Consider the following 18,027-nt stretch of genomic DNA (forward strand, 5'->3'; position numbering starts at 1 on the left):
CACATCTTAATTTGTCAATTTAGGAATTAAAAAAGTCTTTTCGGCCTTAAGAATAACGATCATTTATTCAACATCTAATCGTTTTGGAAAAAATATAGGGTGACACTTCCGATAGTGATCTGTGCCCTTTGGCCTTACGTTCCCTCTAATGGCAGATAAACTTCAAATTGGCTGCCCTCATTTAATTTGCTTGTCACTTGAATATGGCCGTTATGTAGCTCAGCGATCCTTTTAGCGATACTGAGGCCCAAGCCTGTCCCTGGGATCTTATCTAACTCTTTTCGTTTGGAGCGATAGAACTCTTGGAAAATCTTTGGCAATTCTTCCTCAGAGATACCGTATCCAGTATCAATAATCCTTGTCACTAAAAAGCCGGTTTCGACATTTGTTTTGATGAAGATCTTGCCACCAATGCGATTATATTTGATAGCATTGCTGATCAAATTGGAAAAAAGATAAGTCAGGGCCTTCTTATCTCCTTTAATCAGCGGCAGATGATCAGAAAGTTCTAACTGAACATGCAGTTGTCGCTGCTGGGCTTCATTCTCCATAAAAGCCACAAGATCAGTAAGAATTGCATTGACGTCAACAGCCGCTGGTTGCTGAGTAATTTTGCCCGATTCGATGGAAGTGAGGCTCAGCAGATCTTCGACCAGGTTGCGGAGCATTTCCGCCTTTTCGCGCGAACGAGCTAAGTATTCGGTCATCTTCTCGGGTTTATCCTTTAAATAGCCCTTCAAGATGATCTCTAAGTATCCATCGATGGCGTTTATCGGGGCTTTCAGCTCGTGGGCAACGATCGACACCAGCTTCTGGAACTCAACCTTCATTCGTTCCAGCTTTTTCTCTTCAGAGATATCGCGCAAAATCAACGCCAGGCCAGCAATCTCATCCCGTTTTTCTCGAATTGGGCCGATCGTGACGGCGAAGATCTTCTCCGCTTGGGAATCAAAGATCACTTCCCTGGTGATGTACTTTTGATGCAAGAATATGCCTGAAACCAGACATTCTGCGATAAGTTGTTCTAATTCAGCGCAGTTTAGATTGCCCTGAATCGGAGTGCCAACTTTACATGGCGTTCTTAACTCCAGCAGCCGACAGGCCACGGGATTAATTAATGTGAGATGAGCGTTCTTATCGACGGCGATCAGCCCCTCCCCCATACAATTGATAATGGTCATCATGCGGGATTTTTGTGCTGCAAGCTTCAGCAAGCTTTTTTCCCGTTCCTTGCGAAGCTTTTCGGCGCGCAACAGCAGCTCTCGACGCTCCAACCCTTTTCGGACCACGTTGCGCAATTCTTCTGGGGAAAAGGGCTTCGGAATATAATCGTAAACTCCCTTTTTCAGCGTCTCTACGGCAGATTCAATGGTTGCAAATCCGGTTATAATAACGATGATGATATTTTCATCATAAGCCCGAATTTGTTCTAACACTTCACTACCGCTCATCTCGGGCATCATGAGGTCCAAGAGCACCAGGTCATAGCGCTTCTGCTTCAACATGGCAAGGCCGAGCTTGCCACTTTCTGCCGTATCAACGCTGTATCCCAGTGGCCTTAGAGTTTTTTCACAGGCTATTCGAATGATACTGTCATCGTCGATGACCAGAATCTTTGGATTTTCGCTCATCGCGTTGTTTAACTCGTCTGATCTCCCCCTCTTCGGGAGGCGGCTCATGCATTGAGCACTTCAAAATTTGCTGGTTTTCAAATTTAAGATCGCTCTGAGGATTTCAGCATGCTGCCAAAGGTTAAATAAGTGGCTTATAGTTAATGTGCAATTTTCTGAGCTGTTTCTTCTTTGCTCGCGAGCTTCTTCATCGCCAGAAGCGCCCTTACTTTTGGCATGACATCCTCAATCTTCACCGGTTTTTCGAGAGAAGACCAGGCCGGCAGAGTGGATTTTGCTCTTTCCAATAATATCCCATGCAAATCCATACGTGTCTGAGAATAGAACAACAATACCGGCGTTTGCCGGGCTTCATCATCCATCATCATCTTCTCTAAAAAATGCAATCCATCACTGCCGGCCTGAATATCTAAATCCACCATCACTAAATGCGGACGATCCTTTTTCAGCTTTTCAAACGCCTCGTCAGCGTTGAAACTCACCTGCACTTCAAAATTATTATTTTCTAAATTCGCCCGATGCACCTCGATAAATTCATCATTGTTATCAACCATAAGGATCTTTTTCGTATCCTTTGCTGAAGACTTCCGATCTTCGGACAAAAAAAAATTGCTTTTTTTGGCTAAGGCACTTCGAATCGCCAGCCGTAGATCTTCAGCACCGAATGATTCGAGATGGTAATAGAATATTTTCTCTTGACGGACCTTCGCTTCCAGTTCTTTTGAGTTCTCTTTAGTTTTGACGATGATCTTCACTCCAGGGTCGATATCGCGTAAAATGTGAATCGCTTGCTCGATGGGTATCCCTTTGATGTTGGCATCTAATACAATGACATCAAACCGAGCGTTTTGGGCGCGATTGATGGCGCTGCCTAAATCATGTTCAATGGCCAAGAGCAATTCATTTTTGTTAAACAAGCTGGAAATTTTTTCTGATTTCTTTTTGTTACTTGCAACGACCATCAAAACTTTTCCAGCCATGGAGCGATCGGACATTTTCTTTTCATCGAGAAATACACTTCATCTTTTGGATTAGAAGCGAAAATTGACAAACTTCATGCCATCACTTCAACCCAATTCTTATCAGTTTTAATGTTTGGCATTTTATAAAGTTATCTGGTTGGTCATGAAATGCAGCTTGATGCTTTCTAAAAGAACAGTTGAGGATTTTTACCACAGTTTTCTTCGGCAGCGATGATCAAACTGATTTATAATAGATTAGCTCTGGGGAAATATTCTACACTTTATTGCTCGATAATTGGGTATTTTAGATTAGATCGGAGTGGATTATCGCAGTCTTACTACTTATCGTTGATCTGATAGCGCCTGATTTTATCATAAAGTGTCTTTCGGTCAATCCCCAGCAACCGCGCAGTTTTGGAGCGATTCCCATCGGTGGCTTTCAATACATGGATGATATGCTCGCGTTCCAGCTCTTCGAGGCTTTTGATTTTGGGGCTGGTTAATTCTTGCTGATTGCCATCGAACCAGAGATGCGACGGGAGGCTGGTGATCGAGACCTCATCGCCGTCTTCAATCACCACAGCTCGCTCCACAACATTTTCGAGCTCTCGCACATTGCCAGGCCAATGGTAGCGAATGAAAATATCTTTTACCGCAGCACTAAATCCGCGCAACGCTTTTAATCGCCGCTGATTGTATTTTTCAAGAAAGTAATTTGCCAAAGGAATGATGTCTTCTTTTCGCTCGCGCAAGGGTGGCAAATGAATTGGGATCACACTAATACGATAAAACAAATCCTCGCGAAAAGTCCCTTCCTCGACTGCTTGGCGCAGATCCTTATTCGTCGCAGCGATCACACGGACATCGACCTTGATGGTCTCCGTCGATCCCACCCGGCGAATTTCGCGCTCCTGGATCGCCCGCAGGATCTTCGCTTGGATATTAAGAGATATATTTCCAATTTCATCAAAAAAGAAAGTTCCGCCATTCGCCAACTCGAAACTGCCATGCTTTGTGGCAATGGCTCCGGTAAAAGAGCCCTTTACATGTCCGAATAGCTCGCTTTCGAATAGGTTCTCCACCAATGAGCTGCAATCCATGGTGAGAAATGGCTTGTTCCGTCGCAAGCTGTGGAAATGGATTGCCCTGGCGATTAACTCCTTCCCAGTACCTGTCTCCCCGGTGATCAAAACCGTACTGTCAGTTGGCGCCACCTTTTGGACCAGCTCATATACTTCAATCATTCGCGGGCTCTCGCCGATAATCGTCTCCACCTGCCCTTCTCTGTCAAATTTCAGACGTCGCGCTCTAACATTTTGCAAAATCGTCCGCTTTTCTAAAATTTTGTCAAGCACATGGCGGATCGTCTCTAAAGAAAAAGGCTTCTGAATATAGTCATAGGCGCCGAATTTCATCGCCTCAACCGCAGTTTCCACCGTGCCATAGCCAGTAATGATCACAATATCCATGCGGGGGTTCATCGTCCGTATCTTTTTTAACAGATCGATTCCGCTGATTCCCGGTAATCTCAAATCAACAAAAGCTAAATCGAATTGACGGCTCTTAATCCTTTCCAAAGCCTGAGCCCCATTCTCAACAATCACCGCTATATGATCAGATTTAGCAAAAAATTTTTCAAAGGAAACTCGGATCGCCTCGTCATCGTCGACGACCAACACTTTTAAGTTTGATGAAACCATTGACTTTCCTGATCAGACGATTTTCGTTGCTCGTTAATCTTCCAAAAAAATCATTAATGCACTAAAAACTTTTCACATCGGTCTGAGTTGCTAAATTGGATCGTTCCAGAGCTGATGCCTAAACACGGTAAAATTTGATTCATTATTATGACGGCGAAATCAGAGTGACCCACAGATCGACGAAGAACTGAACGCCCCGTAACCTCGATATTTGCTTCGAAAGCTTCCCAGTTGACTAACTTTTCTGATATCCGATCCATTGATTTTGTTCTTTTATATGAAACGCAAAATAATCACTCTGATATATGGTTATTCGTTCTGATCATTTCTTCATTTTTCAGCATCGCTTATCGTTGTACTGGAAGATAGCGCTTCAACAATTCCTTTTTGAGAGCTACTCACTGCGGGTATCTTAATGGTAAACGTAGAACCTTCGTTGACTTTGCTTTTTACCGACATTCTGCCATGATGTTTTGTGACGATCCCGTAAGCGATTGATAGTCCAAGCCCCGTGCCCTCTCCCACTTCCTTGGTCGTAAAGAACGGGTCGAAGATCCGATCGATCAGCTCTTCAGGAATTCCACAGCCTGTGTCGGTGACGTCCACCACGACGAGATCGTTCTTTTTATCGTGCCGGGTGACAAGGGTCAATGTTCCAATTTCTTTCATGGCTTGGACCGCATTCAGGATGATATTCATAAAGACCTGTTGCATTTGGGACGGATCACCCAAAATCTGCGGCAAATTGGGATCGAAATCTTTAATGACTTCAATATTATGAAACAGCGCCTGTTTTTCCAGCAGAGATAACGTATTGTTCAAAACATCGTTCAGATTGACGTATTCGGACTTGCCTTCCTCCTGACGAGAAAACTGGAGCAGGCCTTTGACAATATCGCGGCAGCGCATGGTTTGTTTGATAACCTCCTGGAGATTCTCTCGATGCGGATCCTCTGGTTTTAGGTCTTCCAAGACCAAAGAACTCAGAACCAGAATTCCACCTAAGGGGTTATTGATTTCATGGGCAATCCCTGCTGCCATCTTGCCCAGCGATGCCAGACGTTGTGATTGGATGAGCGTGTTCTGCATGGCGGCCAATTCTTCGGTTCGTTCTTTGACTTTCTGCTCTAAGGTATTGGCCCATTGCTCGAGCTCAGCTCGCATTTTTCGCAAACTCGCCACCATTTTGTTAAATGACAGCGCCAATTGTCCAATTTCATCTTTGGATTTCACGCGAATGCGATGGTTGAGATCCCCTCTGGCAATGGCCTGGGTCACAGTCACCATTTCGCTCAATGGGCGGGTTATCGAACGGGTGATCAAGTAGCTGATCCCTACGATCATGAAAAATCCGATAGTGGCGACAATCATAAAAGTAAAGATCACTTTGTTTCTGATCGCCAGATACGCCTTTTCCAACAGCCCAACATAAAGGACGCCCACCGTGTTGCCGCTGAAATCTTTAATTGGCTCGTACTCACTAATGTACCAATCGTTCACTACGAAGGCGCGGCCGGTCCAACGCTCCCCTCGGCTTAATACAGCTTCAGCGACTTCAGCAGAAAGCCGTGTTCCAATTGCGCGCTCCCCACTCGATGTTCGGACGTTCGTTGAGATCCTTAGATCATTCAAAAAAATCGTAACCGTGCCGACATCCTTGCCCTGATATTTCTCGCCCTCGTACACCAAAGTCCACACTTGGTCAATGATCATAAAATTGCGATTAATGAGATGCCCACCATAGAGAACGCCGAGCAACTCTCCCCTATCGTTATAAAAAGGAGCTGCAGCCATCAGCACCAATCCTGAGGTGAGCTCTTTTAACATTGTAGGTCTAGCCTTTGGGGTATCGAGGATTTGAATTCGGGCTTGCTCTGCCAATTGTTCATTTTCATTTGCGAGCAATTGTTGGCTCAAAACTTCAGTCCCACTAACCACAGAGCCATTTAGTGCAGCTTTCACAAGCGGAATAACCGAGACATTATCTCCCAATCTATTTTGTTGAAAAAGCCGAAGCATTACTCGTCCTGAGCTGTCTGCAACTGAAAGAAAGTCCAAATTGCAATCTCGCTGAATTTGCTTGAGCCTAGAAATGAGGCGCGTGCGGTCATTTTGGTAAATCGTTTGTTGAATCGTATTCCCTGATGCCCCAATATAGATGGAGTTTTCCATCAATTTGAGTTGCTTTTCATAAACCATTCGCGCGGTGTTTAGGTCATGGTGGACTTTGCTCCTAGCTTGATTCATTAGCGTCTCGTTGACGATCAGCGAACCAATGAACGAAGTGATCAATCCACCCATGCCGAGAATAAATACATAAACAGAGATCAACCGGACCCGCAGCGAGAGATTTTGTAATATCGAAATCACGCTTTAATCCTTTTGCTTTGGCAAATAGACATGAAAACATGAGCCTTGATTTACGACGCTCTCTACCTCTAATTGCCCTCCGATTTCATCGACAATTTTTTTGCAAATTGGCAGTCCCAAGCCAGTACCACTGATATTTTTTGTGGACTCATCCCTCACTCGATAAAATTCTTCAAAAATCAGCTCCAACTTATCCTGTGGAATACCAATCCCAGTGTCTCGGACCGAGACAATCACATAATCAGGGTCGACCCGAGCGGTCAGATGAACCTCCCCAGGTCGTTTGTTGTATTTGATGGCGTTCACAATCAAATTCGAAAAGAGCATTCTCAGGCATTGTTCATGACCCTTCACCGCAGGTAAATCGTCTGAAATGTCGCCATGAATCATGACTTGCTGCTCTTTTGCTTGGTCTGAGTAACACAATACCAGATCATCAATGATCGGCTTCAATTTCACTGGTTCTAAGCATTGGACAAATTGCCCGCTTTCGATTTTTGCAATGGTCAACCAATCTTGAATGATCGCAATGAGCTCTTTTAAGCGAACAATTGACCGATCGATCCATTCGCGCTGGATAGTGTGTTTCTCGGGTGAATCTTCTAGATGTTTCAGAACTTCCAGATATTGATGGATGGCAACCAGAGGGGATTGTAGTTGATGGGAGACAAAGGTCAAGAAACGACGCTGCAAATGCTCCTTCTCCTGCTTCAAGCGTCGCGACTGTTCGGCCAACTCCGAGCGCTCTATTCCGCGTTTGATAATTAATCGCAATTCATCAGGAGTAAACGGTTTGGGCAGAAAATCATAGGCACCCGCTTTCATCGCATCCACCGCAGTGCCAATCGTCGCATATCCCGTGATCACCACGATACATATGTCAGGATCCACCTGATGAACCCGAGAAATGACCTCCATGCCACCAATTTTTGGCATCTTTAAATCCACCACTAGAAGATCTGGTCGCTGCCGATGAATAGCCGCTAACCCTTGCTCCCCATCCTCATAGGTTTCGACTAAATACCCTTCTTTATCAAGGATCTTAAAGCAAGATAATCGCATCACTGGATCATCGTCGATGACGATAATCCTTTTTTTTGTTTTTTCCATAATCCGCAGGCACTTGATGGAACACGATTCGACCAGCAGGAACTATCGAATTACCAGCCTCAGAAATAATTTCGAATTTTCCTTCAAAGATAGGAATCAATGATGCATTATTTGTTTAACAATTTTTTCACCATATCTAAAAATTTGGGGATATCCACTGGCTTGGTCAAATAATAATCGGGCATGATCATTTCAACTTCCCCAGCAGCCTTGGGAAATCTCGATAATGGGTCCTGCTGAATTGAGGAAACCATTAAGATGGGCAAATTTTTGTATTCCTCATATTCTTTTTGAAATTTAATCACCTGATTGATCAGATAGCCTTCATCAATGGTTTCCATCATAATGTCGAGTACGATCAAATCTGGTTTTTCTGATTTGATCATTTCGAGGCCTCGCTTGCCCGATTCAGCTTCGAGTACCTCATAATTGTGGCTCTTTAACAGTGTTCCAATTGAGATCCGAAAATCCTCGTCGTCGTCGATGATTAGTATTTTCTGCCTCTCTGACATCTCATGCTCCATTTTTGATGATCACCGGTTTTTAGAACAACCTCTGTATTGTCAGTTTATTTATCTTCCCATTCCTGCAGAAATGGACCAGTGCATCGGGCCTCGACTCAAATGCTGAACCGCTGTTGCGAAGAGCACTCTATTCATCTCCCCACTTCAATGACACCAGCATCCTCGCTAACTCGCGATCTTGAGCATTAACGCACCTTTTCTCACATGCGGCCATCGTATTGCGCGTATTACAATGATTGTTGCATTCGTCGGTGCCATATAGGTCCTGAATGGACTCAAATTTTCGATGCAACAGATGACGAAGCTTGGGAGTTAATACCGACGTCGTGCTCCCACAGGATCTATGTTCAAAAATAATGCAATTCGCGTCTGGGTGCCCTGGAATGACTTGCAGCCAAAGCACCCTTATGTCTTTATCCTGAATAAATTCATCGACGGTCTTCCAGATCTTTTTGCATGCACCGCATTGCTTGAACTTCTCGTTGGTCATTCAAATCCGTAGCTTTTATCACTTATACTTCTGCAAAATTGATTTTTTTATCGTTTCGGACGGATCGGAAAACTTATGGAATCTGCGCATTCCAGGCTATTGATAAAAGTTTTCACTTGCAATTGCAACGTAATGACAGATTCGAATATTTTGATGGGAAATCCTATTGCCAAATCAACCGTCCAATCTATGACTCATTTAAGCTAACCAATTCACTTGAAAAAGTCAAGCTATTTTTCAATTCTACTGCTTTTGGTAAAAATATGGAAGTCAAGCCGAATCGAAACGCCCTTCAAACCAGCGATCGACTTTTCAAAAATAGTGCATGGAACTTTCATTTGCACTCCAAATTTTAGCAATGCTTGCTGGCGATGTTTTTATAGTGAAAAAGTAGTTCGCTCTGCAAAATTGGTCTTTGAATAGAGCTTCTCTGTGACTTTGTGATTAGCAGAATGAACGAATAAATCGCACATTATGGACAACAGATCTAATTACTGTATTCGTTCATTCTTCAGCAATCTACAAAATTGAGTGATTCAAATGCTTTTCGTTCTCCATTTTCCAGTTATTTTGTGACTTCAAAGCTTCCCTGCAACCGAATGTCCTCGGAGGAGCTTCCGATTTGAACATCGAACTGACCTGGCTCTAAAACCCATTTCATATTGGCGTCCCAAAGCGATATATCATCTTTCGTGAGTTGGAAAGTAATCGTTATGTTTTCGCCAGGGTTAAGATGGACCCGCTGAAAGCCCCGCAATTCTTTAACAGGTCGAGCGACGCTGGCAACTGGATCGTGGATATAAAGCTGAGCCACTTCATCGCCTGCCATGGTTCCGACATTTTTAATATCAAATGAGATTTTTACCTGCCCGTCAGATCTCATTTTAGGTGGATCGATTTGTAGATTGCTATATTCAAAGTCGGTATAGCTTAAGCCAAATCCGAATGGAAACAGCGGTTTTCCGCTGAGGTCAACATAATCATAGCCTCGGCCTGTCGGCTTATGATTGTAATAAAGCGGCACCTGACCAACGTACTGTGGAAACGTGATGGGCAATTTTCCTCCGGGATTGTAATCTCCGAATAGGACATCGGCGATGGCGTTGCCACCATCCTCGCCTAAGTACCATGCCTCCACAATCGCCTGAACTTTGTCCTTCCAATTTTGCATGGTGACGGCACTTCCATTTATCAGCACAACAACAGTGGGAGTACCAGTATTTGCGACACTTGAAATCAAATCTTCTTGCATTCCCGGAAGGTCCAGTTTGGAGCGATCCATCCCTTCCCCTTCGACAATGCCGACGAACACGATCGCCGCATCGGCATTTTTAGCCGCTTGTACTGCCTCGGCAATGTCACGCCCATAGTCTGGCTGATAGTTCCAGCCCAGGCTGGCATAGGCACCCCCAGCATTTTCATAATACTCCATTTTAATGTCATATTGGCGATTCTTTTCGAGCGTAACATTCACCGTATTGGTCATTGGAGCACGGTCCCTCCAATACTCGATCAACAGTTTTCCGTCCAAAAACAGCCTGACACCATCATCTGTGGTCACGCCAATTTGATAATCGCCACTAGCTGGTGGCGTCAACTTACCGGTCCAGCGAACTGAAAATTGCTCGGCGTTGATGGCCGCATCTGGGGATTGACCACCCCAATCGAAATGAATTTCGGGGTCCACACGAACCAGCGCTGGCTTGCCAGTGAGATCCTTATTGTTGAAATATTCACCCAGTAAGCCATGCTCTCCTGGTTTGGCGCCAGTTGGGGTCAGATATTGTTCCCGGATCGTTGGCAGCGCAAGCACTTCAAGATGACAACCACGCTTATAGGTCACTTGGGTCGCGACATCCACTTTCGCCTTAATTCCTTCCAGCGGACTCACGGTTTTTATTCCAGAACCGCTATATCCGCCCAATTTCACCACATTAGCGAGCGGCCCAATGACAGCTATCGATTTAAGATCTTTTTTAAGCGGCAAAACTCGATTTTCGTTCTTTAATAACACAATGGCCTCTTGAGCTGCCCGACGCACCAATTGACGCCGCGATTCGGTATTAATGATCCTCTCGGCAGCATCGGGATCAACATAGGGATTTTCGAACAGACCGAGTTGAAATTTGACCGAGAGAACTCTGCGCACAGCTTGGTCGATCGTGCGTTCTGAAATCATCCCTTGTTTCACTGCTTCCAATAAAGGTTCACCAAAAATATAGGCACTAGGTAACTCGATATCCATGCCAGCCTCAATAGCTTGCTTTGCCGCTTCGGATTTGCTCGCTGCGGTCCGATGGAGATCGAATATGCCACCGACTGAACCATAGTCCGATACGACAAAACCAGAGAAGCCCCATTCCTCCCGCAAAATTTTGGTCAGTAGCCAAGGATTGGCCGAACATGGCAAGCCATCCAATGAGTTATAAGCTGCCATGACCGATCTCGCCTTCCCTTCTTGAAAACAAGCCTTGAATGCGGGAAAATAGATTTCTCTGAGCAGCCGCTCCGAAAAATGAACTGGGTTGCTATCGCGTCCGCCATCTCCAACATTGGCAGCATAATGCTTGGGGGTAGTTACAACGCCTGAATCCTCAAAACTTCTGCAAAAAGCAGCCCCCATTTTAGCAGTTAAATAAGGATCTTCACCATAGGTCTCTTCAACTCTGCCCCAGCGCACATCCCGAGCGATGTTCACCACTGGTGATAACACCTGGCGAATGCCGCGGCTTTTGGTCTCCGACGCAATCGCGCCCGCAACCAGCCGCATCAAATCGACATCCCATGTTGCTGCTAATGCGATCGCCTGAGGAAAGCTGGTAGCCCCCTTGGCAAGCAGGCCATGCAGCGCCTCATCGTGCATCAATATCGGGATTCCCAAACGCGTCTGCTCGACCGCCACTTTCTGAAGTTGATTATATTTTTCTGCCGCTTCTTTAGCAGAGTATGGCCGAAGCACCACCCCCACATTTCCGACTAGCTCTTTTATTTTCGCCTCTGCATTTTCAACATCCGAAATCACACATTGCAGTTGACCAATTTTTTCATCCAACGTCATCCGGCCTAATAAATCGTCTACTCGTTTTTGAATTGCTAACTTCGCATTTTTGTATGGGGGGATTTTTTCGTTGCTACAATTGAACAGTGTGCTTGAACAAAAGATAAACAGGATCATCAACCAGGCGAATAGGGCCCTTAAACTCATTTTGACCTCCTCCAATTTTTAATTTGGTCTGCTATGAATTTCTTATCATCGAACTCGCTTTTCAGGTTATTCTGCTCGCAACGAAAATCAATTTCATAGTAAGGAAAACCGGTATTCAAAGACTTTATTAGGAATTTTTGTATTATCTTCGGCGGACTTAACGCATCCAGGTGAATCCATAGACATAGGTGAAGCTTGACCAAGAGCCGCTTTATGAAGACATCATAAAAATCCCCCCAATGACATTGGTTAAAATATGTGCCAAGATTACAGGGAATAGCCTTTTTGTGTGCAAGTAAACCGTTGCGAAAATAATGCCTATCACAAAGGTATGCAGTAGCATGAAAGGAGACAAATGCCAAAAAGCGAAAGCAAGGCTTGTGATTATAACGAGCCATACAGGCTTCATCTTGTTCAATCTTGCCATCAGAAAGCCGCGAAAGTAGAACTCTTCTCCTACGCCAGCGGTGATAGCGCCGATCGTTGTCCAATAAACTAATGCCCATCGATAAAATGGCGGATGGTTGCTTGTTTGTTTGGCCATCTTGCCAAGAAATGCGAAACCCAGGTAGCCTTGAACGATGGCTATTATTGCACTCGAAACAATGGCAAGTCCAAGCCCATAAGCCACATCCAGCAGTGCTCTCTCCTTGGAAACGCCTATCATTTCTTTCATCGAGATGCCATATCGTCTTAGCTGAGTAAATGCAATGATGAACAGCATAACTTGCAATATTGACCAAAACAGTGGCGCTATAGCTAAACTTTCTTGACCTGCTAAAGCAGGATCATGCAATCGTATCATGAAAATAGCCCATACAGTGTAGCTCCCGAGAAACATCAGGACGATTGGTAAAACAAGCCAACCCCATCCGCCTTTTGGGGCTAGGAAGCGATGGGCTGTGTTATTTTCTGGCTGAGACTGATGCACGGTTTGAATCATCGTTTCCTACCCGATATTTTGTGTCAAAGCTCTTCTAATACTTTTTCGAAGCTGATTCATCTGAATCATCTTTGACCATGGTCGAAAAGCTGGAGATAAAATTCTTTCATCGCAGCTTCAATATGTTTGACGAGTTGGTTCTCGATCGATTTTTCGGCGAAAAGAATCGCATTTTTTATCGCTTTGGCTTTTGAACGCCCATGAGCTTTGACAACCAATTTTTCAAAGCCCAGTATTGGTGCACCTCCGTATTCCGTGTAATCCATTCGGCGTTTGATCTTTTTTAGCATCGGCGCAAGCATAGTCAGACCCAGCCTGGACAGTAAGCTTTTTTTCCACATCTTCTTCCCAGTTTTTACCGTCAGCTCCGCCATCCCTTCAAGGCACTTCAGAACGATGTTACCGATCATCCCCTCTGTTACGATGACATCAGCAATCCCGGTCATGATATCTTTTCCTTCGATGTTGCCTATAAAATTAAATTGAGGGTTCCTGCGCAATTCCTGATTGGTTTGAATGAGTGTTTCATTTCCCTTGGTCGCTTCTTCCCCGATATTTAATAAACCTAACCGAGGATTTTCGATGTCCATCACAGTTCGGGCATATTGAATCCCCATGATGGCAAAGCTGAGTAATTGGTTCACACTGCAATGTAAGGTCGCACCCACATCAAGCAAGATTGAAATTCCAGGATCGCTCTTTTTATTTTTCGCAACTGGAAGGATAGCTGCCAGTACCGCCCGTTCAATGCCTGGCAACCGAGGAATATATTTGGAGCATGACAAGATTGTTGCACCAGTATTTCCCGCACTCACCAACGCATCTCCATGGTTATCTCTAAGGAGTCTTGCTGCCACATTGATTGAGGCTTGTTCTTTTTCTGAAACAGCTTCTTTGGGCGAGTCATCCATAGAAATGACTTCTGAAGCATGAATGATTGACCAACTTTGGCTCTCAAGCTCTTGCGCTTCGATCAGAGGTCTTATCTGTCGCTGATTCCCAACTACGATGCAATGAAGGCTTTGACTTTCGCGACAAGCAAGGGCCGCCCCTTTAATAATTTCTTCCGGAGCATTATCCCCTCCCATTGCGTCCACAATAATTCGATTCATTCCAACTCCGATCAATTCTTTTTTTCCAAGACTCGTACAATTAATCAATCGAAATGCCTCAAAATATTAATAATTTTTTATTCAAAGTCAAGTTTTTTTTTATCAAGGCCGAATTGGTCATTTCGGTCTTCTTAGAGATCAATGCTGTCCATTAAGAATTGTCTAAAATCGAATCGACTACAGCCAAATTGGAGCAAATCATTGGCACAAATTTTGTCTCCATCATACCAAAATGAACCAAAAAGGGAACTTTATTATTTTGGAATGTATAATAACTTGCAAAAACTATCAGCAAAACTTGAATATCATTCGGAGGTACTGAACATGGAACAGACGACCATCTGCCACTATTGCAAAAAGGAGATTAAAGGACGACCTTTCATCCCAGTTCACAGCAATTTTACTTATCATTGGAAATGCTATATTGAGAAAATCAAAGATGAAAGAACACCTGCTGAAAATCTGGACGAAATCGATGAAGCAAAGGAAGATGATTCCGAATCTTTATAATCGCTCAATGATATCTTAAAAACAATAAAAAATTTTATGTCTGCGCAAGCCGGATTTTCTGCATTTAACGGGCTTAGCTATTCACCTGGGTTTAGATCAATCAATCGATTAGCTGACAACGCTATTTTCGATCCAATATTTATCTCAATGATTGATCACTGAAATAGCCTTTTAACGATCTACTGATTACAGACAATTTCTCAAACCATGATTCAAATAGCTTAAACGCTTTATGAAGCTTAATCATCATAGCAGGTATCGCCTTTTCACTGGTGGACAATCGTTCCCTTGAGCGGAAATTGCTCACTGATTTTATGTGCCAGTGGGGGGCGAAATTTCTCTTTCTTTTTAGCTAACAAATTTCGCCACCAGGAATTTGGAAATATGGCAAATTAATTTTTGTGGATTTGAAAATTCTACTTCAATCGCCTTCCAAATCAAATGATAACTCATACTCTCCATTTTTCGGCGTTATGCCAGCTCCAAAAAATCTTAGCTAGTTATCTGTATCATGCCATCTGCTTAGTGATTATGCCCATCAGCCTAACTATTTGACGGACGAAATGAAGCCATTTTGATCTTTAAGTTGCGTTTTAGCGTCAACCTAAGCAAATAAATAAAAGTTCTCATTCTGATATTCCATGTGTCAGTTAGCGGACGGAGCAGAAGATTGCTTTCGATAAATGCACCGATATTGAATAAATCATCAAAGGACTTTCCGTTTTTCGCCTGGCGATTGATCGCTTAGGGTGCTATTACGTTGACGCCAAAGGCCATTTGACGCATAGGCATCCATTAATAGCGCATTCATCAGAATTAAAAAGACTCATGTATCCTCGGGAGTGACGCTCACATGGCAGTAATTTGCACACTGAGCAAAGGTCTGCCTGGTATTCAAAATCAGAATCTCAGAGGAGTATAAAAAAGGAAAGCGGCCAAAAGTTATAATGGGAAGAAAGGAGGTAAAACCCAGAATAACCTTGACCGCTTTAGATTTATCACCTGGTCATTTAGACCGTGTTATTGGGAGGGTATCCTATGTTGTTTTGTAATTTCGATGTCTTATACTTTTAAAAGATTCTTAAGTTCCACTTCTCAAAAAAAATTTTTTAAAAATTTTTTCTTGGCCCTTGTTCCATACTTTTACTCAAAGGATCTCTTTTGGTTCATCATTTTTTATTGAATAATCTTCTAAGAGAAATTGGGACATTAAAGAACAAATCGAATACCCAATGCTCGAGCAATGCACCGCGTTCTCCAAAAACTGGAATAATATGAACGATGTTGGTGGCCCATCTTCCTGCCATTAACCGCGAAAGCGCTGGAAATTTAGCGACCATCTGAACAGGAAATCCCAAATAACCGATGTAGTGCCAAAAAGAAATGAGTGCAGCGATCCAATAATTTTTAAAGTCCCGTTCCTTGATCATCAAATATAGCACGTAGCTGCCACGAACCAACGAGCCAGGAGAGACAGGAGTTGCCTGAAACGCAGCTAAAATAGCTCCGGCGTAAAGCAATCCTTCTGACCAGGTCTGTCCGAAACGAATCATCGCATACAGGGCTGCAATAACAGAAACCACCTGAGTGATTGGCAACGTCGCTATGTGTACCGCCACGCACTTTAAATATTTTTGAATAAATACATCTTTGATATTGTTTCGAATGCCCTCAGCTTCTTGAGCGCTAAGCATGCCTTCCTCGTATCCAGCTTCCACTTGCTGGAGCAACCATGCTTCACGAAATTCTGCATCCCGATAGAAACGAATCGGATATGTAACCGCATATTTGATCGAATTCCATGCATACTTTCCATCGGTAAAAAAGTGATGCCATTTGGGAGGCAACCAGCTAAGGAACAACCATTGCAACCAAAAGCGAACTGGTCTATCCAACAGCCGAAAGGCTCGCTGCTCCTCTACCCTGCCACTGCGATACCAATCGATCAAGGCATTGGCTTGCTTGGCACGCATGACTCTGGCAAAATAGCCTGATTTGGCGATAATTTGGCGGATATGCTGGGCGTAAAGCCGATTACCCCATAGGCGACGGAAAAAGTTTCCCAGTACTGGGAAAACCCCTACGATATAAAATAGAAAAAATCTGAGTGATGATTGGGCAATTTTGGACGCTCGTTGCTCATCGAGCAATTCTTTGCACTTCCAACCAGAAATCAGGCCTTGCTTAACTGATTGCCTAAGCGATTTTCTCAAAATCAGCTTAAATCCTTGATGAAAAATATCTGGCTGAGAGGCCCGATACTCAGGTTCTCTGATTAAAAGTTCTTCGTACACTGGCTTAAGATCATGGAACTCATCTTGATACTTTTCGATGAACTTGGCGAGCTTATTGAGATCACCCCGATCAAATTGAACAAAATTGCCTCGAAAGATCCCTTGAATGATCAATCGAACATCTGCGGGACTCATTGGGAGGAATGGCAATAATGCCAATCCAGCTCTAAAATCGATCGCAACTAAACCGTCATAATAACCATCATCGGAGTCATGGCGCTTAAGCACATTTGGCTGGCTCTTCATAGTCGCCCACTCGTATTGGCGCGCTAATTCGCGAGCCCCTATATCGTGAAGCATTTGAACCAGCTTTGCCATGAATTTTTTCTTGGTTAGGTATTCAACGGAATTCACTGAGCCGTCTTTGGGGATGAACTCAGTCTTTCGCCACTTTTTTCGTTCAAAAATCTTATCATCTATTTCAAACTTCCAAGTTCTTCCTGTCACCCATTCATTAATCTCACCGTAGCTCTGAAAGTTGTCATCGAAAAATGTTGCAAAGCTATTTACGATTGCGCTTTCACTGCCAAGATATAATTTGGCAGCTCGTCGAATCAGTTTTATCCATAAAACCCCAACGCGAGCCGCCGCGAAATTGACTTGGGCGGAAAAAGGACCTTGATAGCCCAACCAATAAATAAAATTTCGGAAAAGAACAGAAAATCGTGATGGCGGAATTAATATTTTCATCGCATAGCTTTTCCCCACCTCTAATTTCTCGGTGCCCATTTGATGATCAAAATCCGCTTCGAGCAATTGGACCCGATAAACTTGTCCTGCAAATCCGCCACCGACAAACTTTTCTATTTTAAATATCGCCTGATATTTGATGTCTGGACATACCCCCACCAGATCGAGCCTTACCACATCGCCAACCTCATAGCGTGACTTGTGATATTTTTTAATTAAATTGGCTGACTCAACCAATTCCCAAAGCCTCTTACAGGTTTCGATTGAGTATGGCTGAGTTTCATTGGATCGACTCATTTCCGTCTGTTTTTGCAAATGAATTTGATTTTCTGACCAATTCGTTTCATGCTTCAAATCAATTCCCTTGTCATGCCTCATATTGATCCTTCTTCAAGTTTGCGCTAAGTATGGTTCGGGTTGGCTTGCTATACAAAGTTCTTTCTCATGATTCGCTTAAAAAATGAGTGGCGGAAAATACAAATTAAA

At 43.7% G+C, this 18,027-nt stretch carries 11 protein-coding genes; 1 reads left to right on the plus strand and 10 read right to left on the minus strand.

Annotated elements, in window-relative coordinates:
• Positions 1 to 134: 134 nt before the first annotated feature.
• The 9 genes from ONB37_03720 to plsX all read right to left on the minus strand — a co-directional run bounded on the left by ONB37_03720 (position 135) and on the right by plsX (position 14,047).
• Positions 135 to 1,631 carry a response regulator gene (locus ONB37_03720; GenBank protein ID MDZ7399256.1) on the minus strand — a complete coding sequence of 499 codons (1,497 nt, stop codon included), beginning with the start codon at positions 1,629 to 1,631 and terminating at the stop codon, positions 135 to 137.
• A 140-nt stretch (positions 1,632 to 1,771) separates the two neighbouring features.
• The gene (locus ONB37_03725; GenBank protein MDZ7399257.1) at positions 1,772 to 2,626 is read right to left on the minus strand and encodes a response regulator; all 855 of its coding nucleotides are present in this window, start codon (positions 2,624 to 2,626) and stop codon (positions 1,772 to 1,774) included.
• A gap of 305 nt (positions 2,627 to 2,931) precedes the next feature.
• Positions 2,932 to 4,293, minus strand: coding sequence for a sigma-54 dependent transcriptional regulator (locus ONB37_03730; protein MDZ7399258.1), 1,362 nt, complete (start codon positions 4,291 to 4,293; stop codon positions 2,932 to 2,934).
• A 330-nt stretch (positions 4,294 to 4,623) separates the two neighbouring features.
• Positions 4,624 to 6,663: a cache domain-containing protein gene (locus ONB37_03735; GenBank protein ID MDZ7399259.1), complete on the minus strand. Its 2,040-nt coding sequence runs from the start codon at positions 6,661 to 6,663 to the stop codon at positions 4,624 to 4,626.
• Positions 6,664 to 6,666: 3 nt separating this feature from the next.
• On the minus strand, positions 6,667 to 7,773 hold the full coding sequence (locus ONB37_03740) for a response regulator (GenBank protein ID MDZ7399260.1): 1,107 nt from the start codon (positions 7,771 to 7,773) through the stop codon (positions 6,667 to 6,669).
• Positions 7,774 to 7,880: 107 nt separating this feature from the next.
• On the minus strand, positions 7,881 to 8,285 hold the full coding sequence (locus ONB37_03745) for a response regulator (GenBank protein ID MDZ7399261.1): 405 nt from the start codon (positions 8,283 to 8,285) through the stop codon (positions 7,881 to 7,883).
• A 1,067-nt stretch (positions 8,286 to 9,352) separates the two neighbouring features.
• A complete protein-coding gene (locus tag ONB37_03750; GenBank protein ID MDZ7399262.1) occupies positions 9,353 to 11,992 on the minus strand; it encodes a glycoside hydrolase family 3 C-terminal domain-containing protein in 2,640 nt (879 codons plus the stop codon).
• Between the two features lie 211 nt (positions 11,993 to 12,203).
• Positions 12,204 to 12,935: a CPBP family intramembrane metalloprotease gene (locus ONB37_03755; protein MDZ7399263.1), complete on the minus strand. Its 732-nt coding sequence runs from the start codon at positions 12,933 to 12,935 to the stop codon at positions 12,204 to 12,206.
• Positions 12,936 to 13,000: 65 nt separating this feature from the next.
• Positions 13,001 to 14,047, minus strand: coding sequence for a phosphate acyltransferase PlsX (plsX, locus tag ONB37_03760; GenBank protein ID MDZ7399264.1), 1,047 nt, complete (start codon positions 14,045 to 14,047; stop codon positions 13,001 to 13,003).
• Between the two features lie 324 nt (positions 14,048 to 14,371).
• On the opposite strand from plsX, the gene ONB37_03765 reads away from it, so the two are divergent.
• Complete coding sequence (locus ONB37_03765; protein MDZ7399265.1) at positions 14,372 to 14,557, plus strand: hypothetical protein; 186 nt, start codon at positions 14,372 to 14,374, stop codon at positions 14,555 to 14,557.
• A 1,169-nt stretch (positions 14,558 to 15,726) separates the two neighbouring features.
• Here ONB37_03765 and ONB37_03770 read toward each other — a convergent pair.
• Complete coding sequence (locus tag ONB37_03770; protein ID MDZ7399266.1) at positions 15,727 to 17,778, minus strand: hypothetical protein; 2,052 nt, start codon at positions 17,776 to 17,778, stop codon at positions 15,727 to 15,729.
• Between the last annotated feature and the right edge of the window lie 249 nt (positions 17,779 to 18,027).

The sequence above is a fragment of the candidate division KSB1 bacterium genome, assembly GCA_034506395.1.
GTDB lineage: Bacteria > Zhuqueibacterota > Zhuqueibacteria > Thermofontimicrobiales > Thermofontimicrobiaceae > Thermofontimicrobium.

Bases quoted from the DNA above. Each gene is read 5' to 3' on its own strand.
- ONB37_03730 (MDZ7399258.1), bottom strand. From the start codon at position 4,293: ATGGTTTCATCAAACTTAAAAGTGTTGGTCGTCGACGATGACGAGGCG.
- ONB37_03755 (MDZ7399263.1), bottom strand. From the start codon at position 12,935: ATGATTCAAACCGTGCATCAGTCTCAGCCAGAAAATAACACAGCCCAT.
- ONB37_03725 (MDZ7399257.1), bottom strand. From the start codon at position 2,626: ATGTCCGATCGCTCCATGGCTGGAAAAGTTTTGATGGTCGTTGCAAGT.
- ONB37_03745 (MDZ7399261.1), bottom strand. From the start codon at position 8,285: ATGTCAGAGAGGCAGAAAATACTAATCATCGACGACGACGAGGATTTT.
- plsX (MDZ7399264.1), bottom strand. From the start codon at position 14,047: ATGAATCGAATTATTGTGGACGCAATGGGAGGGGATAATGCTCCGGAA.
- ONB37_03765 (MDZ7399265.1), top strand. From the start codon at position 14,372: ATGGAACAGACGACCATCTGCCACTATTGCAAAAAGGAGATTAAAGGA.
- ONB37_03740 (MDZ7399260.1), bottom strand. From the start codon at position 7,773: ATGGAAAAAACAAAAAAAAGGATTATCGTCATCGACGATGATCCAGTG.
- ONB37_03750 (MDZ7399262.1), bottom strand. From the start codon at position 11,992: ATGAGTTTAAGGGCCCTATTCGCCTGGTTGATGATCCTGTTTATCTTT.
- ONB37_03720 (MDZ7399256.1), bottom strand. From the start codon at position 1,631: ATGAGCGAAAATCCAAAGATTCTGGTCATCGACGATGACAGTATCATT.